The sequence below is a fragment of the Leptospira noumeaensis genome (genome assembly GCF_004770765.1).
Taxonomy (GTDB): Bacteria; Spirochaetota; Leptospiria; order Leptospirales; family Leptospiraceae; genus Leptospira_A; species Leptospira_A noumeaensis.
The window spans coordinates 787,875-807,967 of the sequence record NZ_RQFK01000026.1; the positions used below are offsets into that span (position 1 = coordinate 787,875).

At 36.4% G+C, this 20,093-nt stretch carries 19 protein-coding genes; 11 read left to right on the plus strand and 8 right to left on the minus strand.

Features of this window, described 5'->3' with window-relative positions:
* Positions 1-42: 42 nt before the first annotated feature.
* Positions 43-618: a hypothetical protein gene (locus EHQ24_RS11875; RefSeq protein ID WP_135601820.1), complete on the minus strand. Its 576-nt coding sequence runs from the start codon at positions 616-618 to the stop codon at positions 43-45.
* Positions 619-711: 93 nt separating this feature from the next.
* On the opposite strand from EHQ24_RS11875, the gene EHQ24_RS11880 reads away from it, so the two are divergent.
* Both EHQ24_RS11880 and EHQ24_RS11885 read left to right on the plus strand, forming a co-directional pair.
* Positions 712-1,518: a hypothetical protein gene (locus EHQ24_RS11880; protein WP_135601821.1), complete on the plus strand. Its 807-nt coding sequence runs from the start codon at positions 712-714 to the stop codon at positions 1,516-1,518.
* A 302-nt stretch (positions 1,519-1,820) separates the two neighbouring features.
* On the plus strand, positions 1,821-3,404 hold the full coding sequence (locus EHQ24_RS11885) for a methyl-accepting chemotaxis protein (protein WP_244310403.1): 1,584 nt from the start codon (positions 1,821-1,823) through the stop codon (positions 3,402-3,404).
* On the opposite strand, the gene EHQ24_RS11890 is transcribed toward EHQ24_RS11885, so the two are convergent.
* Together EHQ24_RS11890 and EHQ24_RS11895 are read right to left on the minus strand one after the other, a co-directional pair.
* Positions 3,401-4,261 carry an alpha/beta hydrolase gene (locus EHQ24_RS11890; protein ID WP_135601822.1) on the minus strand — a complete coding sequence of 287 codons (861 nt, stop codon included), beginning with the start codon at positions 4,259-4,261 and terminating at the stop codon, positions 3,401-3,403. The genes EHQ24_RS11885 and EHQ24_RS11890 overlap by 4 nt on opposite strands.
* A 43-nt stretch (positions 4,262-4,304) precedes the next feature.
* On the minus strand, positions 4,305-4,901 hold the full coding sequence (locus EHQ24_RS11895; protein ID WP_135601823.1) for a TetR/AcrR family transcriptional regulator: 597 nt from the start codon (positions 4,899-4,901) through the stop codon (positions 4,305-4,307).
* 125 nt (positions 4,902-5,026) lie between these two features.
* On the opposite strand from EHQ24_RS11895, the gene EHQ24_RS11900 reads away from it, so the two are divergent.
* The 3 genes from EHQ24_RS11900 (at position 5,027) to EHQ24_RS11910 (ending at position 7,804) form a co-directional block, all read left to right on the plus strand.
* Positions 5,027-5,605 (plus strand): LURP-one-related family protein, encoded by a 579-nt coding sequence (locus EHQ24_RS11900; protein ID WP_135601824.1) that lies wholly within the window; start codon positions 5,027-5,029, stop codon positions 5,603-5,605.
* A 356-nt stretch (positions 5,606-5,961) separates the two neighbouring features.
* Entirely contained in the window at positions 5,962-7,446 is a 1,485-nt protein-coding gene (locus EHQ24_RS11905) for a PIN domain-containing protein (RefSeq protein WP_135601825.1), read from the plus strand.
* Positions 7,424-7,804, plus strand: coding sequence for an ASCH domain-containing protein (locus EHQ24_RS11910; protein WP_135601826.1), 381 nt, complete (start codon positions 7,424-7,426; stop codon positions 7,802-7,804). Before EHQ24_RS11905 ends, EHQ24_RS11910 begins: the two co-directional genes overlap by 23 nt.
* Positions 7,805-7,886: 82 nt before the next feature.
* On the opposite strand, the gene EHQ24_RS11915 is transcribed toward EHQ24_RS11910, so the two are convergent.
* Positions 7,887-8,387, minus strand: coding sequence for a DUF1579 domain-containing protein (locus tag EHQ24_RS11915; RefSeq protein ID WP_135601827.1), 501 nt, complete (start codon positions 8,385-8,387; stop codon positions 7,887-7,889).
* A 47-nt stretch (positions 8,388-8,434) separates the two neighbouring features.
* Positions 8,435-8,713, minus strand: coding sequence for a YiaA/YiaB family inner membrane protein (locus EHQ24_RS11920; RefSeq protein ID WP_244310404.1), 279 nt, complete (start codon positions 8,711-8,713; stop codon positions 8,435-8,437).
* A gap of 81 nt (positions 8,714-8,794) precedes the next feature.
* Between EHQ24_RS11920 and EHQ24_RS11925 the strand changes: the two genes are divergently transcribed.
* Positions 8,795-9,274: a GyrI-like domain-containing protein gene (locus EHQ24_RS11925; protein ID WP_135601828.1), complete on the plus strand. Its 480-nt coding sequence runs from the start codon at positions 8,795-8,797 to the stop codon at positions 9,272-9,274.
* Positions 9,275-9,439: 165 nt separating this feature from the next.
* Here EHQ24_RS11925 and EHQ24_RS11930 read toward each other — a convergent pair whose 3' ends face one another.
* On the minus strand, positions 9,440-9,760 hold the full coding sequence (locus tag EHQ24_RS11930; protein WP_244310405.1) for a hypothetical protein: 321 nt from the start codon (positions 9,758-9,760) through the stop codon (positions 9,440-9,442).
* 67 nt (positions 9,761-9,827) lie between these two features.
* On the opposite strand from EHQ24_RS11930, the gene EHQ24_RS11935 reads away from it, so the two are divergent.
* The 3 genes from EHQ24_RS11935 (at position 9,828) to EHQ24_RS11945 (ending at position 12,717) form a co-directional block, all read left to right on the plus strand.
* On the plus strand, positions 9,828-10,208 hold the full coding sequence (locus EHQ24_RS11935) for a hypothetical protein (protein ID WP_244310406.1): 381 nt from the start codon (positions 9,828-9,830) through the stop codon (positions 10,206-10,208).
* A 29-nt stretch (positions 10,209-10,237) separates the two neighbouring features.
* Positions 10,238-11,716: a ParA family protein gene (locus EHQ24_RS11940; protein WP_135601829.1), complete on the plus strand. Its 1,479-nt coding sequence runs from the start codon at positions 10,238-10,240 to the stop codon at positions 11,714-11,716.
* A gap of 329 nt (positions 11,717-12,045) precedes the next feature.
* On the plus strand, positions 12,046-12,717 hold the full coding sequence (locus tag EHQ24_RS11945; protein WP_135601830.1) for a DUF1554 domain-containing protein: 672 nt from the start codon (positions 12,046-12,048) through the stop codon (positions 12,715-12,717).
* Between the two features lie 86 nt (positions 12,718-12,803).
* Here the strand turns inward: EHQ24_RS11945 and EHQ24_RS11950 are convergent, their stop codons facing one another.
* Complete coding sequence (locus EHQ24_RS11950; protein ID WP_135601831.1) at positions 12,804-13,559, minus strand: SDR family NAD(P)-dependent oxidoreductase; 756 nt, start codon at positions 13,557-13,559, stop codon at positions 12,804-12,806.
* Between the two features lie 188 nt (positions 13,560-13,747).
* On the opposite strand from EHQ24_RS11950, the gene EHQ24_RS11955 reads away from it, so the two are divergent.
* Positions 13,748-14,632, plus strand: a complete 885-nt coding sequence (locus EHQ24_RS11955) for an AraC family transcriptional regulator (RefSeq protein ID WP_135601832.1) — start codon at positions 13,748-13,750, stop codon at positions 14,630-14,632.
* A 216-nt stretch (positions 14,633-14,848) separates the two neighbouring features.
* A complete protein-coding gene (locus EHQ24_RS11960; RefSeq protein ID WP_135601833.1) occupies positions 14,849-16,267 on the plus strand; it encodes an OmpP1/FadL family transporter in 1,419 nt (472 codons plus the stop codon).
* Between the two features lie 212 nt (positions 16,268-16,479).
* Here EHQ24_RS11960 and EHQ24_RS11965 read toward each other — a convergent pair whose 3' ends face one another.
* A complete protein-coding gene (locus EHQ24_RS11965) occupies positions 16,480-19,884 on the minus strand; it encodes a fibronectin type III domain-containing protein (RefSeq protein ID WP_135601834.1) in 3,405 nt (1,134 codons plus the stop codon).
* Positions 19,885-20,093: the final 209 nt, after the last annotated feature.

Genomic DNA, 20,093 nt, shown 5'->3' on the forward strand with positions numbered 1-20,093 from the left:
TTTAGAATCAATATCCGTTTTGTTTGATAAAAAAGAACCTGTCTAATAGATTCCTTCTTTTTTTGCCTCCGCCAATACCGATTTAAGCTGAAAAGTTTGGATATTGTTTGATACACTTGTGGGCCAAAAGAAGGGAGAAATAGGCAAAAATATCCAACCGACAAAAAATTTTGATTTAAAGGATCTTGCATAAGTTTTGGAGATTCCGGTTTTTGAATTTTTAATTTCTACTGCGATTGTATGATCCAGGTTACTGTAAGTTGGTAAAATTCCAAATGTTAGTCCTGTTAAAAAAGCACCACCAGTATTCGTATCTTGACTGTTTCTTACAATTTTAACATTTAAGTCATTTGTTGATCGCGTTAGATTGACTTGATTGAACTGATTAGATTCTTCAAAGATTTTCTTTGTTAGTTTGGCTTCCCTGATGGCTGTATGTGGAAAAATACCTTCTTGGCCTTTGATGCGGTAATCAATAGATACGTTTAATTTACCACTTTCATTTGGTTTTTCATTAAGAATGGAAATATTAGAATCTTCCATTGTATCTGCAAAACTGGCACAGTTCGATGCAAATGATAAAGATAATACAATAACAATTGATATGTGTTTTAACATAGGAAGCTATATTCAAATATACTTATTGATTTTTGCAATCATTTTTTAAAAAAAGATTGACTAATAAATATTTTACTCTCGAATTTGCAACTAATGAAAATTAAGTTCTCTAACAGGGTTTCACTTTCCATAATCTCCTTTTTAATATCTTTCATTGTTTTTAACTGTAAAACTCTAGAAACCCGTTTGTTGGATCCAGCAAATAGTGCAGAAGAAAAAGAACAAACGTTGGTTGGATTCCTTCTGTTAGATGATGAAAAAAGCGATGCAAAAGCATCTGCTACATTGGAAGTAACTGTTCAAGCATTAGATGCTTCAAATTTTTCAATCAACATGGTAACTGAAAAGGAAGGAGACAAAGTTAAAGATGCGGTTCCTATGCCTTCAGAAATTTTATATCACGAAGAGGAAGAATTATCTTACGTAACATATAGTAAGTTTATCAAAAATACTTTTGCAGGATTTGTTTTAGATTCTAACAAAGAATATTATATTGGTAGGATGTCTTGGAGTCGATATTGCGGAGATCGCTGTAAAACGTTATTAAACTTATCGCTAGAACCTCAAATAAGTTATGATACCTTAAAAATCAAAGGTAAACCTGGTGAAATTGTTTTTTTAGGTGTATATATGATCAACGCGATTCAAGATAAAGAGAGTAAATCTTTTTTTTCAAATAAGGTAAAGATAAAACCTGAGTTTGAAAAAATAGAAAAAGATTCGCCTATTTGGAATAAAAAATTTCCAAACTATATCCAGTCACATTTGTTTGATTCAGAAAGTGGAATCAATGAAAAATCTGCTGAAATTAAATTCCTTTTGAATATCATCAACGTTCAGAAAAAAGGATATTGGAAAGAAAAAGCAGAAAAACGATTGAATGAACTACTGAAGTCATAGTTGATTTTTAGATCTCGTCTCAGAAGGAAGACTTTTTTAGAAAAATTCCGTTTCTATGTCTCATAAGTAATCACTCATCGAATTAAGTATGTTTTTGATTTTTCATTAGAAACTTACTCCTAGATCGATTCCAAAATATAAGCAGTTACGAAATAACTTAAAATACGAACTGTCCGTTTCTCTCAGAAAAATTCAAATTTCATCTAAAAAATTAAAAAATCCAGAGTATTTCCGCTGGTTTTGATCCGTAGATGAATGGAGACTAATAAAATATTGCACCTAATCGCCATTCTGGCGATTTAATGAATCGAGGGTATTCAGTGTTAACGATTGCGGATCTTTGGAAACAAGGGAAAATCATCATCAACAGAATCAGGTTTGGACTGGTTCTTTTATTCCTTCTCGCGATGATCGGAGCCAAGGACGAATTCCAACCAAAGATGTTTTTGATCCATATGATCGGAACCTGCACAATGGGATTCTATTGCGCAGTTGCTTATGTCTTAGAAAAGAAAACAAATCCTCCTACTTGGTTCCATAAATCATTAATTTTACTCGATACTTTGGTTCTTGGCGGAACCATCATCATGGATTGTACTTTGAGTTTAAAAGAAGCACAGGCTGCCTTAGCAAACGCTGTTGTTTATTTTATCTTCTTTTTTAATGCTATCTATTCTGGATTTTTAGGTGATCGGAAATTTGTTTTGTTAAACTCATTCATTGGTGCGATCACTTCAGCTGTTGCTTTGTATTGTGCTGTGAACATTGCCGGTATCAAACTTTCTGTGAATCCTGAATTGTCTCGGCAGATGGGGTATGTTGGTTTGGCCGGTGAGGTAATGAAACCAATTTTTATTTTGATCGCCGGATATATTGTTAGTTTACTTGTCCAACTACTAACAAAGATTAGCTCTCTTGCAGAACTCAAAGCAAATGAAGCAGAAATGTTACTGGATCAAACCAAAGAACGAAATAAAATTTCTGCCAATGCTGCCGTCAAATTAGAAAGTTCCATCTCAAATTTTAGTAATTTTGTTTCGCAAACTTCCATCAAACTAGAATCACAAGCTGCGTCCTTAGAAGAAATCACTGCGGTCATTTCAGAATTATCTAGTTCTTTTGAATCCAATGGATCTTCTATTGAAGAACAAAATAATAAAGTCCAAGGTATGGTCGCTGATACAGAAATACTAAAAGAAACTGTGGATCAAATTCTTGTACAAAGTGAACGCCTTGTTGAAATTGCAGAAATTAACAAAAAAGAAAGTATGTTTGTCACAGAAGTTGCTGACCAAACAGCAACTCATTTAGAATCCATTCAATCTTCCTTTGACCAAGTGAATGAAATCAATAATATCGTTGCAGAAATTGGAGAGAAAACAAATTTACTTGCGTTAAATGCATCGATTGAAGCAGCAAGAGCGGGGGACATTGGTAAAGGTTTTGCCGTTGTAGCTAATGAAGTCAGTAAACTTGCCGAGTTTACTAAAAATAACGTAAAACGAATCGCCACAGTTGTCAAAAGTTCCAAAGAAATCATAGCAAATGCAAGAAATGCTTCTAAAGAAACAGGTGAATTGGCAAAATCCCAAATCGACCGATTGAACCAAACACTGGTTGAAATTCAAGATATGAATCGATTGTATTTGGAACAAAGAAATACTTTATCAGCAATTTTACTGGAACTGGCTCAAATCCGAGAATTATCTAAACAAATTTCAGAATCCACCAAAGAGCAGTTACTGGGTCAGAAAGAAGCTTCAAAAGGAATTGTCCAACTAGAAATGGAGGTGAACGAAATTAGTCGTGCCTCCAAGGATCTAGAAGAACATATTGAAATGATCAAAGATGAATCTAATAAATTAGCATCTATGAGTCAGACTTAGTTATTTTTTAAAAAACTGATGATCTCATCTTTTACACTCTCGGTTCGCAAAATCATTTTGTGACCGAGACCTTTTGTTTTTATAAGTTTGGATTGTTTCCATGCCTTTGATACAGCAAGACCCATAGAAAATGGAATTTCTAAATCATCCTCGTCATGAATCACAAGAAGAGAGTTATTCATTTTCGGACCAGCAGCGCCTAAATCCAAACTGCTGAGAGGTTGTGAGACCTTTCTTTCCAAGACCAATCGCATGGCTTCTTGTTGCTCTTCATTTAAATGGTAGTAGTCACTAAAACTTTTTCTTAAGATTTCCAAACGTAGAGGTGGAGCAATATAAATTAATTTCTTTGCATCTACACCTAATTCTTGTGCTACGGTAGCAACGGCACCGCCAAAAGAATGTGTGATGATATAATCTGGATTACCGATTTCATTCACAAGCCTACGTACCATTTTTGCCGAGAGCACAATATTCGAATACCTTCCAGTAGAAAATCCATGCCCCGGTAAATCGATCCCAATGATGTTGAAACCTTCTTCTATCAAAGATGGAACGATTCTTGAAAAATTTCCCGTATGTCCATTCCAACCATGGACTAGAAGGATGGTTTCTCCTTTTCCTTTCCAATGAAAGTATTGGATTCGGTGTTCCTTCTCTTGGAATTCTTTTTGTTCAGCCAAAGCCAACACATCCATTTCCTTTCTGGAAGGTTTTTGTTTCTGTGTTGATAAAAAGTACTGAGCTGCCACATAACCAAAGAACATTGGTTTTCTTTTGGCAAACGCCCATTTTTCTTCCATGCTGATTGGATAGGTTCTATTTAAAGAACGAACGATCGTGCTATTTGTTTCCATAACTTGAATCCTTTGTTTTAATGATCTCTACTAAAAAATCTTTTTAAATTTCATATTGGTGTCTTTTGATTAATTCGTTAAAACTTTGTTTGGTTCTTTTTTCAGAGTTTTTGTCTTCCAAAAGCCTATTGTAAAAATGAAAACCTAAGATGAGACCCCAAATTTCTTGTACCATCTTATCTACATTTGTACTTGCATCTAACTCTAAAGTATCTTTTGCATCTTGTACAAATTGTCTTAACGTTTTTTGCCAGCTGAGTTGTGTTTTTTTCAGATGATCCCTAACAACGCCGGGTCTATCGTCAAATTCCGAACTAGAAGATAAAAATAAACACCCTCCAGGTAAGTTATCCGTATTTGCCCACGACAACCACATTTGAAACGCTGTTTTGAGTCTGGTTAGACCTGGTTTGGTTTTTAGAGCGGGATAGACGACATTCCTACGAAAGAGTTCGCTTCCCACTCGGAGCACTTCGATTTGGAGGTTTTCTTTAGAAGCAAACTTGGCAAAAAGTCCACTTTTGGACATTCCCAACTCATCGGCCAAAGATCCTATGGTGAGCCCTTCCAGTCCCTGGACACTTGCCATTTGGACTGCTTTGTCCAAAATCATTGACTTTGTGTCCTCACCTTTGCCCATAAATAAAAGTACGATCGTTCGTTTAATTTTGTAAAGTATTTTTTCTTAGATTACGGTCTTTAGGCCGTCAATTTTGAAATATTTTTTGACTTGAGTTTGGTGAGGTTTAGTTACAATCGTGGCCTATGCAACAGTACACATTTAACAAATATTTTGCTAAAAAGAGTTTTTTGAAAATCTTTGGTGGTGAAATTCGTATCTTTGATGAGAATAAAACGAATCTTCTCTTTTTTGTAAAACAGAAAGCCTTTAAATTAAAGGAAGATATTACGGTTTATGCAGATGAATCCAAATCAAAAGAACTCTTAAAAATAAAAGCACGAAGTGTGATTGATTTTTCTGCGACTTACGATGTGGTAGATGTTACTTCGAATGAGGCAATTGGATCACTCCGTAGAAAAGGTTTTAAATCTATCTTAAAAGATTCTTGGGACATTTTAGACACAAAGGATCAAGTGGTTGGTTCGATTGATGAAGATAGTATGTTCAAAGCAATTCTTCGTCGGTTTTTAACCAATCTGATTCCTCAAAGTTTTTTTATTACATTAAATAAAAGTCAGGTGGGAGTTTTGAAACAAACTTTTAATCCTTTTGTTCCTCAGTTCAATATAGATTTTTCTTCCGATAGTGCCAATACACTCGATCGAAGAATGGGGATTGCGATCGTTATTTTATTACAAATCATTGAAGGTAGACAACAATAGATTTGGTTTGGTAATATAATTGATTGTCCTGTAATAAGAGGATATATAAGCCTTAGTCACCTGCTATTGTTAAATGGCGGGGGACGGGAGCGAAAGCGCACCCCGGAGGGGTCTTGCACTAAAGTAAATATTTGGGTCATACACTTTGCAGTTTTACTAATTTGGGTAGAGACTATACATTATAAAAACTTTTCTGATGGATAAGTGGATTAAAGGTGAACTTTTCGGAAATGTACAAGTGTTGATTTATCTTTATATTGGAATTTGATTTGCTTTATTCTTAATAAACTAGAAAATTTTATAAATTAACTTTCGTTAATAGACTGTTAATGCTAATATTTTGATTCTAAAGTTACATGAGAATTTTATTTGATACAAACATACTGATTCATCTTGAGGATAATAAAGTTTTAAAAAAAGACTTTTCTGCATTTTACAACTTAGTGATTTCTAACGATTGTAAAATATTTTATCATCCCACAGTAATTGAAGATATTAAGAAAGATAAAGACGCTAACCGTAAAGAAATTTTCTTATCAAAGTTGTCAAAATACCAACCTCTTCCGAGCCCTGCGATTCCTGATTTAGATTTTTTAGAATTTGTTGGGGAAAAAAATGCAAACGATGCAATCGATAATAGACAATTATTCCAAATTTCAGCCGGGTATGTTGAACTTTTTATTACAGAAGATAAAGAAATTCTTAAAAAAGGCGCAAAATTAGGCTTAACTAACAAAATTCTAAATATTCAAAGCGGCTTAAGGTTACTAAGTGAACTTTATAATGTAGTCATTCCATCACATCCAATTTTAAAAGAAGGAAGTGTTAGAGAAATAATTCATCTAATTGACAATGCTTTTTTCGATTCTCTAAGAGAAGATTATCCGCCTAATTTTAATGATTGGTTTAAAAATTGCGCACAAGAAGATCGGAAAGCATATTTTCTGATGGTGGAGGACAATCTTTCAGCAATTTTAATCTATAACAAAGAGACACCCGTTGCTCATAAGCTTTCTGGAATTTTCGATAATGCTTTAAAGATTTGCACTTTCAAAGTAGCAGAAGATGCTTTTGGATATAAAATAGGTGAGCTATTCCTAAGTAAGATGTTTGCCTTGTGTATTGAATTAAACATTAGAATTCTCTATTTAACAGTATTCCCTAAGCATTCAAAATTGATAGAACTATTGAGAATCTTTGGTTTTAAGGAGCACCAAAGTTTGAATGGAGAATTTATTATGTTAAAATTTATCTCTAAAAAAGAATACAGAGGTTTGAACATAGCTGAAGAACATCCATTCTATTGTGATCATGAAAAGTTCGGTAAGTTTGTAGTTCCTATTAGGGAAATATATGCTACTACTCTATTTAAGGATTCAATCCATAGACACCCGGGTTTGTTTGATAATGATTTTACAGAATCGAAGAGTGAAATTGAAGGCAATACTATTTTAAAAGCTTATATTTGTAATTCGAAAATTAAGGTATCATCTGGTGATATTCTATTCTTTTATGTTTCTAAAACGATGATGGAAATTTTACCTGTTGGTATAGTTGAGTCTTTTCATGTTTTATCAAATCTAGATGAAATTATACGACTAGTTTCAAAAAGAACAGTTTTTTCTCAGAAAAATTTGGATCAAATGTTTGAAGAAAAAGGTAGATTAACAATTATACTATTTCGTTTGCTTTATTACTTGAAAAAACCAATTCCTTATGCTACTTTGAAAGAATTGGAATCCGCAAAAAGTAATTTAGTGAATATAACTAAATTGTCCGAAGATGATTATAAAATTTTAAAACAAAAAGAGTATTTTGATGAACGTTATCTTATCAATTAAACCTGAATACGCTTGGGAAATCATTCGGGGAAATAAAAAAGTAGAATTTCGAAAATCTATTTTTAAAAAATCAATTAAGAAAATTTACATTTATTCTTCTGCTCCTGACCAAAAGATTATCGGATATTTTTCTCTTAAGGATATTGATTCCGATACTCCTATCAATCTATGGAAGAAATACGGAAAAGTCGGATGTATTAATAAAGTTGATTTTTTTAAATATTACTCTTTAAAAGAGAAAGGTGTTTCGTTAAAGATTGATAAAGTTGTTAAATTTAAGATTCCTCTCGATCCATATCAAGTGATGGAAAATTTTTATCCTCCTCAATCATTTCAATATTGTGCAAATGATCTTTAAGAAGCAAATTCGTTTTTTTTGAATCAAAACTTAGAATTTTATCCGAACAGAGAATTTGATTCTTAAAAATCCTAAGTATGTTTTATCCCGCTCTTTTGTAAAATGTTTCCGTAGCTTTTGCTTCTTCTCCATCCGGCGAAATATTAAAAGCGGTTAGGGAAAATTCTTTATCGCTGATGAATTGAATTTCCGTTCTCCAACCCCAAAGTTTATCACCGTATTCTGGATTTCCATAGGAACCTAAAACTGAAAATCCTTTATCTTTTCCTTCCCCACTGGATAACATGATTTGAGTTCCCATATGGAAACTATCAATCCAGGAACTTGTATATCTTTGGTAAGGGATATCAAATCCAAGGATCATTTTTCCCACAAACGGTTTTCCATCCAAACTGCTGTGGTAATCGATTGAGATAAATCTACCGTCTAACAATGTGGTGATGGTGGCTTCTGCACTGGATTCATCTGCAAGGATATCTTTTTCAAACCAAGTTTTGGTTTTGCCAGTCCAATGGCCCACTAAACTTTGTAATTGTTTGTGAGCTCCACTCTTTATAGATTCTTCAAATTTGTTTGATGACATTTGGTTTCCTTACCTTTGAGTTTAATGAATAGAATGATTCATTTATTTTATTCTTTTGGCTTGAGTTCTGGTTTGATGTTTCCTTCTGCCATACGTAAATCACGGACATTTTTTTGAACAGCAACGGCCGCAAACAAACTGAGTACAAAAGAGATTCCAAAAAAACCTTTTTCGTTTAACATCATATCTGCGTTCCAAATCCCTACTATGAAAGTGAACATACCAATGAGGAGGGAGAGCCAAGAAGCACAAATAAAGGCTGCAGAAGGTTTTTGAGGTTGTGTGATCATTTCAAACTGTGTATGGTTTTTTTCGGATTTGGTCAAGAATTTTGTTTGTTCCCTTTTGACTGAGTTCATAGTAAGAATCTTGGTTGAAAGAATGAATGATAAGTCCATTGATTGGTAATGGATTCAAAAATTATCTCGATAGAGAAAAAATACTTAGTTGGTAAAAAAATTGAAATGTCATTGGTAGAAAGTTTAACACCAATTTTATGGAAATCCTTTGTTCCGAAGATTGGTTCTATTTCTAACCGAGTTTCAACGGAAAAAATTTCTTTGTCAGTGTATCCTTTAGATTATTTTCAAAATTTTAATCCAAATCGAAAATTTATCAAATGGGCTGGCGTAGAAGTTTCTTCGGTAATGGACTTGCCAGAAGGTATGGAGGTTTTGGAAATTCCTGCGGGCCTTTATAGTGTATTTCTCTACAAAGGATCGGTAGCGGAATCAGGACCATTTTTCGAATGGATTTTTCGAGATTGGTTTCCTAAATCGGGATATGATTTGGACAATCGCCCACATTTTGAATTGTTAGGTGATAAATATATAAATGATGATCCTAGTTCAGAAGAGTTTGTTTATATACCGATTAAACCGCGTTAAGGATACGGCGGGCTTGGTCGTCTGAGGCGTTTGCCTCAGACGACGGAAGCGTGAGCGCACCCCAAAGTAGCCTGGCCCTTTGTTAGAAGAATGTTTGGTGTTGTGAAGGATTGGGAACGCACGAAAAAAAATAAATTATACCAAGAGTCAAAAGAAGGTCAATTCCTATCGTTCGGGATCTGGATTCATAATTTTATGAAGAGTTTGGTAAAATTTTTCGATGTATCGTTCTACTTGGTTCGACCTCCATTCTGGATTTTCCATCACCTGATCCTTAACATGTTTAACTACGGCTCGGACAAAAGAAGTTCTCTCGGATAAGGTAGAAATTTCCAAAAGTTCTAAAGTTGTTTTTCGGATGGTTAGTTCTTTTTTTATCGCTTTCGAAATTACAGCAATGGCATCCTCATTGGTAAGGTGAAGATTTTGAACTAGTATGGCCTTTGATTCTTGGATCAGTTTCATTTGCATATCGCTGAGAGGCATATTTTTGATTTTTTCTATATCCTTTATGTTAGTAAAGTGAAATGTTTATTTGTTTTAGGAAATGAATATGTTCATAATATTTCTTTTTTCATTATTTTGGCTTATTACCTTCCTGCCACAGGTTAGAATTTTTTTACCCTCTGGAAAGTTTGGTCGTATCAAGATTTTATATACGGAAGGAGCAAGTTTCCTTTGTTTTTGTTTTTTAAGTTGTTCTTGTATAGATTATAAAAATAGAAAATACTGGCAGGGAATCGCCATACACGAGTTCGTTCATCAGAAACAACAAAGATTGTTTTCCCCGTTTGTTTTTGGGATTCTCTATTTTGGAGAATGGATTTTTCGGAAGTTGTATTGCAAACAAAGTTGGTATGAAGCTTATACAAACCTTCGTTGGGAAAAAGAAGCCGAAGTGGCGCGTCTTATCTTTGAGGAAAATATTTCTTAAATCGGTTTTAAAATGGTACGGAGTATCTTGTGAAGAATAAAGAAGAAAAAATCGATTGGAATCAGGTGATAGATTCTCTATCCGAAAAGAACGAAGCATTTGTTGAAGATAAATTTGTAAAACCTTGGTTAAAAACTTTCTTTGGGTATGATGAGGATGCAATGACTCGTCAAGATTCGCCAAAAGGTTCGAAAAAACGTACTGATATATTAGCATTAGGTGATAATGAAAAATTTAGCGTGATTGTAGAAGTAAAACATCATGGCTCTAAAGATTTCCCCGATTTCAATCCTGAAACTGGAATTGTTTCTGATTTTGAGCAGCTAACGGAATATTTACGAACTTTTTATGATAATGTAAATAAGAGTTATATTCCCATTGGTATTTTTACGGATGGGGAACGGATCTTAGTGGTTCGTAATTATTATGGAATGGTTTTCCCGATCATTTATATTAAAAATTTAAAAAGTGGAAAAGGTGTAGTTTATTGGTCGAATGAGATCGTAAAAACAATCAAAAAAAAACTAAACGAACCGGTGATTCTCACTACTTATAATAATAAGGGAGGTGTTGGTAAAACCACAGTCAGTTATATACTCGCAAATTATTTATCAAAAGTAAAAAAGAAATCAGTGTTAGCTCTAGATTTTGATCCATTACAATCTGATTTTTCAAGGCTCTTTCATTTGGATTCCGGAGAATTTTATGATGTGATCGATTGGTTGGAAGGAACAGTCGATAAAAAAGACAAAAAGAAAGCAATGAGTATGCGTGATGGAAATCTTGTACTAGCTTTGGCTAAGGCAAATGAAAGTTCCAATGAAGCCATGAAAAAAGGAAACCTCAATAAATACTCGAGTCTATCTGGGAGTATCACTAAAATTAATAGCTCTGCCAAAACGATTTCTAAGTTGATGAAACAGGGCATTACAATTCCACAACCTGGAACTACGACTCCATTACATCGAAAGTTTGATGTTGTGATCATTGATAGTCCGCCAGGCTGGTGGTATTATTCCATGCTTGCGATTTCTTTAAGCGATGTCATCATTCCACCGATTAACTTTAATAATGGATCTTCAGTGATCAATTTAGTTCGGTTCACAAACCAATACTTTCCTGAGTTGTTTAAACATTTGAATCCAACAACTAAAGAAGAGAAAATTAATTTTTTAAATTTGAGATCTCCGATTTTTTCCCATATGATCATTAATTTTTTTGATAAAAATGATAAGGAAGTTAAGGAGAAGGACTTAGACCAAGTAGTGGCTAGGTATCTGGAAAAAGAAATTAAGGATTCGTTTATTAGAAATTCTTTGTTTCGAAATGAAAGGGCCGATGGTATCAGTGGCCGTACCTTTGACGCCATTCGTTTGCCTTTAAATCGTTCGATCAATCAGTTATCATCTCTTGCTCTAGAAGATAAAGACAGGAAAAAAGTGGAAAACGAAGTTCTGAAACTGGGAGAGATTCTTGTTTCAGATTTATTTCCGTTTATGAGAAGTTAGAAGGATTTAAGGTCAATTCATTGTCCACCATTGATACTGTTTCTACCTGTTAACATCCATTAAATTCAGTGTTGATTGCATTCTATTTTTATAATCTTATACCAAAGGCTACTTTTCTCGGGGTCATTCTGCAGATACACTAGCCAGTGAAGAAAATGTAAGGATTAGTTTATGAACAGTGATCTTGGTTTGAATGATATAAACTTGGATTGATTCGATTGATCAATCGTTTTATAGAATAAATTCTTTCCAAACATAAGTTGGCTAATTCTAAACGGATGAATTGAATTCTTAGTTGATTGGAAATTTAACCGGGATAGTATGTATGGATGCGTTTCGGACTTCTCTTCATACTTGTTGCTTTCATCCATTGCACAGAACCAAAATTCAATAATCCAAGTGATTTTGGAACTGATTCTTATTTAGAAAACCAAACCATCCTATGTCTCACAGGTCAGACTGCTTCATGCAGGACGCCAGTTCCCTTTTGTACAACCTGTAAATTTTTTTCCACCAGTGTAACCTATAATGGCAATCGGGGAGGCATTCTCGGAGCCGATGCCAAATGTATGACTGATTCCAAAAAACCACCAATGCCAGTGGGTGCGGTATACAAAGCTTTCCTTGTAGATGATGTGAATCGAATTGCTTGTACAACTTCAAATTGTCTGACTGGAGGGATTTCCGAACATGTGGATTGGGTATTGAAACCGGATACTAAGTATGTGCGAACAGCTGATAATGTGACCATCGCGACTACCAATAGTCTAGGAATTTTCACAAGCCAAACAGGTGATGCAGAGAATCCTTCTGTCTCGACAATTTTTACAGGTCTTAATACTAGTGGTTGGCTCACTCGGTCTGGTAATCATTGCAATCGCTGGAGCGATGGATCGAATGTAAGTCAAGGTGGAATTGCACCCAATAGCAACAATTTGTATGTATCGGGAGGTGTTCCAAATTGTGACACTACTTCTGTTATTCTATGTGTGGAGCAGTAAAAGATACAATATTTGGACGCGACACTGAGTTTTTAAATAAATAAAAACCCTCTCATCTAAAGAGGGCTAATTTAGTTTGAACCAATTTAAAGTAAATGTCCACCTGAGACTTCAATGTCTTGGGCAGTGACCCATCCAAAGTCATCAGAGAGTAAATTCACAATCACCTTGCCGATGTCTTCTGGTAAACCAATACGACCAAAGGCAGTTTGATCGGCCAAAGGTTTGATGTATTCAGGGTATTTATCAAATACTCCATCGCCAAAATTACTATGTGTTGGGCCTGGGGATACAGCATTCACACGAATTTTGCGAGGTGCTAGTTCATTGGCAAGATAACGAGTCCAAGTAGAAAGCGCTGCTTTGAGGGATCCATAAATCGAATAACCGACAAATGCTTTTGTACTTGAGGAACTCGAAGTGTTGACGATTGCACCTCCATCTTCCATAAGAGCTACCAGTTTTTGTGATAAGAAGATGGGGCCTTTGTAGTTGGTATTTAGAATTTGTTCAAAATACTCTTCTGTTAATTCTGTAAATAACATCGGGCCACCAATGCCACCGTTATTCACTAAGTAATCAAAACTGGTGCGATTCCAAATTGTAGAGAGTTTGTTTTTTACGTCTTCGACAAATGTATCGAAGGTTTCTTTTTTTGTGAGATCCAACTTCAGAGCTACCGCACGAACTCCGTTATTTTTTTCGATTTCATTCACAACTTCTTCTGCTCGTTCTTTGTACGAATTGTAAGTGAGGATCACGCTGATCCCCCGTTTGCCGAGCTCCAGAGCCGTTGCTTTTCCGATACCATTGCTACCACCAGTGATGATTGCTACTTTCATAAATTTTCTCCTATTGCGTTCTTGTATGGAAAATATAGCCGATAAATCTTTTAAGAACAAGATCGGATCTTACCTAATAATTGCCTAAAACTACCAATCATTACTTTTTTGATCAAAAATTTCCTATAAAAATTCTATTTTTGCTTTTTTAAAGTGCCTAAAACGCTCATTTGTGATATCTTGAAATTGTGCAAAAGTTAGTGAATGAGATAACTGAACTATGTAGTCGTGCGACCACGGAACCGACAAAAACCGGTCTCCCTCGAGTGTTAATGATCCAAGGGGAAGTTCCAGAACACCAACTAGCTGCTGTTTATGAACCGTTAATTGGTCTTGTTGTCCAAGGTGGTAAAACGATTTCGATTGGGACCCAAGTGGTTCATTTGGAAGGTCCTGCTTATTTTGTCATTCCAACAGAAATGCCAGCAACGGGTTACGTTAGACAAGCAAACAATGGTTCTCCTTATTTATCTGTTGCACTCCAATTGGATCAGAAAGTGTTACTTGATTTATTAAAAGATACACCCAACACAGTTGCTGTTAAAAATCATACGGATGAGTTTTCTGCCTGCCCTGCCACTCCGGAATTTTTAGAAGTTTGGTTACGAATGTTGCGACTTATGAAAACACCTGAACACATTGCGGCCTTAGCACCAGTATATGAAAGAGAAATTTTATATCATGTGTTGATTGGCCCTGAGGGGTGGCGTCTTCGACAATTGTTTCAATCTCATCAAAAAGGATCGAGCATTCACCAATCCATCCAATGGGTGAGGCAACACTTTACTCATTCTTTTGAAATAGAAGATTTGGCGAACAAGGCTTGTATGGGAATCACAACCTTTCATAGACAATTTAAGTCTATCACGGGCTTAAGTCCCATTCAATTTCAAAAACAACTAAGGCTTCTCGAAGCACGTAAACTTTTAACTTACAGCGGTTATTCTGTCACCGATGCAGCGTTAGATGTTGGTTATGAAAGTACATCTCAATTCAACAGAGAATACACTCGGTTTTTTGGCGCCTCTCCTGCGCGTGACACAAAGAGATTAAAGGACATGGAAGTGGCGTAAGGTTCCTTTTTTGTTTTGAGCTGCTACGAGCTGGATTTCCATTTCTAAACATCCGACTGACCTACAGAGTACTGAACAATTTGTTTAGAATATGACGTTAAAACGGAACAAATATCCGTTATATTGGAAATATATTTCTTTAACTTCGAGGAAAGGTCATCAAATTCGAACCTGGGAGATATTTGATCCGTACATTTTGTCTCCTAAGGAAATGAAATGAACTTCTATAAAGATAAAAATTACACCTTTTACTCTGTCATTTTGATTCTAGGAATCTTTAGTGGAAATCGTCTCGAAGCGATTGATGGTCTCACCCGGAATGCTTTTAACGCACGTTACGAAGGTTTGGCAGGAACCAATACAGCGTTAGGTGGTTCGGCGATTGATGTTGCTTTGAATCCGGCAAATCTTTCCTTGAAAAAAGGAAAACTTTTAGAATTTGGAGCCACGAACTCAACCATTTACACGAGATACCAAGATCGTTTTTTGGATTCGAATCCACAGTATGTCTATTCAAACGATAAAAAATCAGCAATCAATGCACCAGCTCCTTACATTGCTTTTAAAACTCAAGTAACAGAAAACTTACATTATGGGATTGCATTTTATGTTTCAGGAGGAGCCAAAGGAGGAGTCGACAAAATTACTCGAAACACTCCCACCGGACAAACGTTAAATGATTGGGGTGGTTTAAATCTTCCTGCAGGCATTGGAGACAATCCTCAAGTCAAAGAGTCCAATTCCAACGAATTTGCAATCGCAAAATTAGTCAATGGGATCTCTTATGATTTTGGAAAATTATCTGTTGGTATCAGTATTGAAGGGCTGTACGGATACCAACGGTTGAATCAAAAATATTATGATTTAACTGGATCCATAGAAGTTCCAGGGACTGGATCTTATTATGAAAGTAGTAAGAAGTCATTTGCCTTAGGTGGTATTTTTGGATTAAATTATAAAGTCACTGAGTGGTTACGTGTTGCATATTCTTACCAAGCACATGCCGCATTGCCAATGAATGGTCATTACACTGTTGGTATCAATAACCCTGCCTATTATCGCACTACTGGTGTCTCTTATTTTTTCAATATGCCTGAAAAACATTCCTTGGGTTTCGCCTTCGGTGCAAACAATCTTAAAGTTGGTTTGGATTTTGTTTATACAAATTATGGCTCTTACTTAAGAAAAGTCACTCAGAAGTTAGAAGATCCTTGGCTTGCTACACCCATTGGCAATGTCCAAGCCGGTGATGCCCAATTAAATTTTAGAGATCAATTTGCTGCCCTCATTGGACTAGAGCATAAAGTAAGTGAAAGTTGGATCTATCGGTTGGGATATAGTTATAATACTCTTCCCATTAAAAGTAACGGTTTGGGTGGATCGACAGGAGGATTCTTTTCGTTACATCATGTAGTGGCTGCAGGATTCAGTTATCTTTTTGATAAATGGAGTCTTGATTTTGGGATCAGTTATAATGGACCAAGAAATAAAATCACTGGTGCTAAAGGAACCGATTGGGATTTATCGCACTACATTCGTACTGGCCCTACATCGTTTAATGGGTTAGGGTATAGTTATAATGCGGAATCTTCCTTTGTGAACGTCACCTTAGGTGCAACAAGATCTTTTGATTGATTAAAAGATACAAACACATAAAAGCTTTCCTAAGTTAAGATAGTTGTTTTAGCTTTTATGTGTTTAAAATTCGATCGGCATATAAAAAGACATTAATATTTTGTTATAGAAACTGATTTGGTTTGAAAGTGGCTATATTTTTTCTGCAGAAAACCTTCCCCCAATCCCATCAATGGACAGGATTTCAATTGGGGAAGGTTTTCGATTAAATATTAGTCTACTTTTCGGATAGAATAGTTTTGATCAGAAAGAAAATCTCCAATAAAGAGAGATTTACCATCATTAGTTAAGCTGTAACCTCCGCCGAACCTCGCGTTAGATCCAGTTCCATCTACAATGGAAAAATTATTCTGATTTCCTGCCATGGTAGACACTTGGAGAGGGGTGGCTATTTCGTTTGTAGCTAATAACAAAATACGAAGAGTGGTTCCAAAATCCATAAAATAGAGGAACCGGCCATCTGTAGTTAACCCGGTTGGAGCCTTTAGTCTGGCAGCAGTTCCCACTCCGTCGACATGACCAGATTGTAGGTATGCTCCTGCGATCGTAGTCACTTGTGTTGTAACAGGATCGATTTTTCTGATTGTATTTGAGTCCGTGACATACAAGTAAGTCCCGTCACTAACAATCCTCGTAACGTTTGCAAAGCTGGCGCTGGAACCGATTCCATCAGCAAAAGTTTTACTTCCTGAACCTGCAAGTGTAGTAACTTCCCCTGTTGCCAATGCAATTTTTCTAACAACTGCATTCCCATTATCTGCAACATAAAGATAGCCGCCTATTTTTGCAATTCCGCTAGGATTGTTGAATTTAGCGGCAGTTCCAATTCCATTTACATAACCTCCCCCAGTATCATTTGGATCGAAGCTAAATTTTAATACACCAGAACCTGCAAGTGTACTAACTTCCCAGGTTCCTATGTTCATTTTTCGAATCCTATGACCATCAGTTAGGTATATATAGTTACTGTCAGAGAAAATCGATGTGATGAATTGAAACCTAGCTGAAGATCCTGGTCCATCGACAGGGGGATCATAAGAAATGATTCCATAGGCTCCTGCAACAGTCGTTACCGCACGTGTGAAGATATTTGCAACTCGCACTGAAGTAGTATCTCCTATGAATAGATCTTTTCCATTGGTAGCAAGACTCAGGGTTCCTCCAAACCTTGCGACGTTTCCTATTCCATCCACATAACCAGGTGCTCCTCCAGCAAAAGTGGAAACTTGTCCTGACAAATTTAAAGGAACTAAACCATGCCCGTGAATAGGACTTCTTGCAGTAAAGGAGATTGTTCCTGTTGTGAATTTAGCAGTATCCAAACAACTTCCAGGATCATCGACAAAGGTGAATTGAAAAGTGTAGATTCCTGGTACATCTGGAATAAATTGTGCAAGCTTAGTATTGGCGTCCGTTATGTCCGCAGTCGTTTTTGCAGAACCAATTGGCTTGTTGATAAGAGTCCAAATGTATTGGTAGTTGGCAGCATTCGCTAGACAGATACTTGCGTCAGGATCGGTAGATGGTCTCGCATCTATGAATCCACTTGTTCCTGTATCAACTATAGGATTTAAACCCACTCCCATGGAAACGATAGGCGCCCCATTGGCCCTAGCTGTGGCTGCACTCAAAATTCCGTTCCAATTATTTCTATTGTTCACTTCATCATAGGCTCTAATGCAGAAATAATGGATCGTACTGTCGGAGAGTCCTCCTACAACAAAGGAGAGAGGAGTTCCTGCTGGCACAGCGGATATCGAGTTGATTACATTCACTGCACTATCGCATTGTGCATCGTTGTTGATGGGAGAAGTGCTTCTTCTGATTTCGTAAGCGGAAGCACTTCCTGTATTTCCATCGTCACCTACAGCTAGCCAATTCAATCTGATTTGATGGTGCGAGATCGTAGTGGCAGACAGGTTCGTAAAAAACAAGTTCGCAGGAGGCACTATGTCTGGGACTGGCTGAGTTGCCGCTGAAACCGTGCCGTTCCAAGTGTTCAAATTTCCTGAGTCATCAAAAGCGCGGATACAGAAATAATATGTAGTGTTAGGTGTTAATCCGTTGATATCGAGTTTTTCTGGAAGCCCCGCATTTTTTGGAGTCAATCCATGGAATACGAGGGAGCCATTACAACTTGCATTATTATTGATGAGTGTGGTGGAACGATAGATTTGATAGCTTGAGGCTTTTCCATAAATTCCATCATCTCCTGGAGCGGTCCATTGCAATCGAATTTGTGTACTGGAAAGGGAAATTGCGATCAAATCAGTGATGTTATTCGGACCTACTGAGTCGTTCACTCTGACCGTTGCGGTCGTATTCATTGCTCCTACAGTGGCTACAACTCCTGCAAGCCCCGGGTGATTTGCTGTAAACACACCACCTGACAGGCTTCCTACAGGCGATCCGTTCAAAGCATTCCCGGTTGTATTATAACTTGCATTTACGTATCGGAAAGAACCACCGAAGCTGGCAGACACACCGAAGCTCACTTTTTCTGTTACATCCATTGTCGTCAAACTAGGATAAATTGCTAAGTGGTCTATTGCTGGATTAGATTCTCCATTTGGAGTGTGATCACTAGAGTTGGGGATCCCATCTCCGTCAGTGTCTGCGACTCCAGCCACATCACCAGGATTTGTATCACTTCTTCCATTGTCTCTTTCCCAGGCACATAAAATTCCATCATTGTCTGCATCTCTTTTATAATTGTTGATATAAACAGTATCTCCCGAATCAGCAGGGTAAGTGAATACGTTGGAATTCGGAACAGTGGAATTGAGTCCATGGATATCTACAGCAATCACTTGCATTTTGATACCTGTTTGGGACATCGCTTCGTAAGGAATGTTTGCATTGTACCAGTTAGTAGAGCCTTCTCTAGTCATTTGGATGGAGTTTGCTCCTCCGTTAGCTGGCCCTGTGATTAAAAAAACGGAAATGGCATCTCCATCGGGATCGACCACTTCCGTTCTCAATTGATATGGTAAATAGCTACATCCTGCTTTGAAATAGTAATATGCTCCGTAAATGACTGGAGCATGATTTCCTGGAGGGGGAGTTCCTATTCCAAAGATGGAGAACGTCTTTGTTGTAAACACTAACTTATCCCCATCAATTCTAGTAGGATGCGCGCTCCAGGAAGGGAATCGATTGACACCTTCTTCTGGGTTAGTGGAACTTATTGAAAATGCAATTGATTTCGATTTCTCTAAGTTATATGCCTGGATGGCGCTCGGATTGGAGACGATTTCAATGGTAACTTCTTTTTGGAAACGATAGGAAGGGGTGATTTGATAGATATCAGCTGTAGGGATATAATTTCCTGGAAGCGCATTTGTTGGTGCCGAATATTTTGTAATACTAAACTCGACAGTCTCGCTTAACGCATCTTTCGGAATATCTATGGAGAATTTTCCATCTTTCGACACGATATGGGTTCCTTCCGCAGTAGCGGTTCCACCGCCTGCGCTTTCACCCGATACATTTTCACTCAGTCCTGCGCTGAGAAGAAGAGAAGCCTCTTTGATAGAGGAATCGTTATTTTGTTCGTTTAATAAAGAACAGTCGATCCCCAGGAAAAGAATCAAAAATAGTTTTAGTATTTTCCACATAATTTATTTGCCTTTTATATATAAAAATTGCCATATTACTCTTGCAATTTACAGTATAATTAAAGTTATAGGATAACAAGCAAGAAGAAATGTTATGCGATAACTTATTTTTTGAAAAAAAGCCTTACTTGTATTGTGACATATTCACTATTTTGAAAGTGATTTAGATGAAGGTTACCTTCTGAATTTAACGGTTTTACCGTTTAAAT

Excerpts from the sequence above, each read along its gene's own strand:
- EHQ24_RS11875 (WP_135601820.1), bottom strand. The coding sequence starts at position 618 with ATGTTAAAACACATATCAATTGTTATTGTATTATCTTTATCATTTGCA.
- EHQ24_RS11880 (WP_135601821.1), top strand. The coding sequence starts at position 712 with ATGAAAATTAAGTTCTCTAACAGGGTTTCACTTTCCATAATCTCCTTT.
- EHQ24_RS11885 (WP_244310403.1), top strand. The coding sequence starts at position 1,821 with ATGAATCGAGGGTATTCAGTGTTAACGATTGCGGATCTTTGGAAACAA.
- EHQ24_RS11890 (WP_135601822.1), bottom strand. The coding sequence starts at position 4,261 with ATGGAAACAAATAGCACGATCGTTCGTTCTTTAAATAGAACCTATCCA.
- EHQ24_RS11895 (WP_135601823.1), bottom strand. The coding sequence starts at position 4,901 with ATGGGCAAAGGTGAGGACACAAAGTCAATGATTTTGGACAAAGCAGTC.
- EHQ24_RS11900 (WP_135601824.1), top strand. The coding sequence starts at position 5,027 with ATGCAACAGTACACATTTAACAAATATTTTGCTAAAAAGAGTTTTTTG.
- EHQ24_RS11905 (WP_135601825.1), top strand. The coding sequence starts at position 5,962 with ATGAGAATTTTATTTGATACAAACATACTGATTCATCTTGAGGATAAT.
- EHQ24_RS11910 (WP_135601826.1), top strand. The coding sequence starts at position 7,424 with ATGAACGTTATCTTATCAATTAAACCTGAATACGCTTGGGAAATCATT.
- EHQ24_RS11915 (WP_135601827.1), bottom strand. The coding sequence starts at position 8,387 with ATGTCATCAAACAAATTTGAAGAATCTATAAAGAGTGGAGCTCACAAA.
- EHQ24_RS11925 (WP_135601828.1), top strand. The coding sequence starts at position 8,795 with ATGGATTCAAAAATTATCTCGATAGAGAAAAAATACTTAGTTGGTAAA.
- EHQ24_RS11930 (WP_244310405.1), bottom strand. The coding sequence starts at position 9,760 with ATGCCTCTCAGCGATATGCAAATGAAACTGATCCAAGAATCAAAGGCC.
- EHQ24_RS11935 (WP_244310406.1), top strand. The coding sequence starts at position 9,828 with ATGTTCATAATATTTCTTTTTTCATTATTTTGGCTTATTACCTTCCTG.
- EHQ24_RS11945 (WP_135601830.1), top strand. The coding sequence starts at position 12,046 with ATGCGTTTCGGACTTCTCTTCATACTTGTTGCTTTCATCCATTGCACA.
- EHQ24_RS11950 (WP_135601831.1), bottom strand. The coding sequence starts at position 13,559 with ATGAAAGTAGCAATCATCACTGGTGGTAGCAATGGTATCGGAAAAGCA.
- EHQ24_RS11960 (WP_135601833.1), top strand. The coding sequence starts at position 14,849 with ATGAACTTCTATAAAGATAAAAATTACACCTTTTACTCTGTCATTTTG.
- EHQ24_RS11965 (WP_135601834.1), bottom strand. The coding sequence starts at position 19,884 with ATGTGGAAAATACTAAAACTATTTTTGATTCTTTTCCTGGGGATCGAC.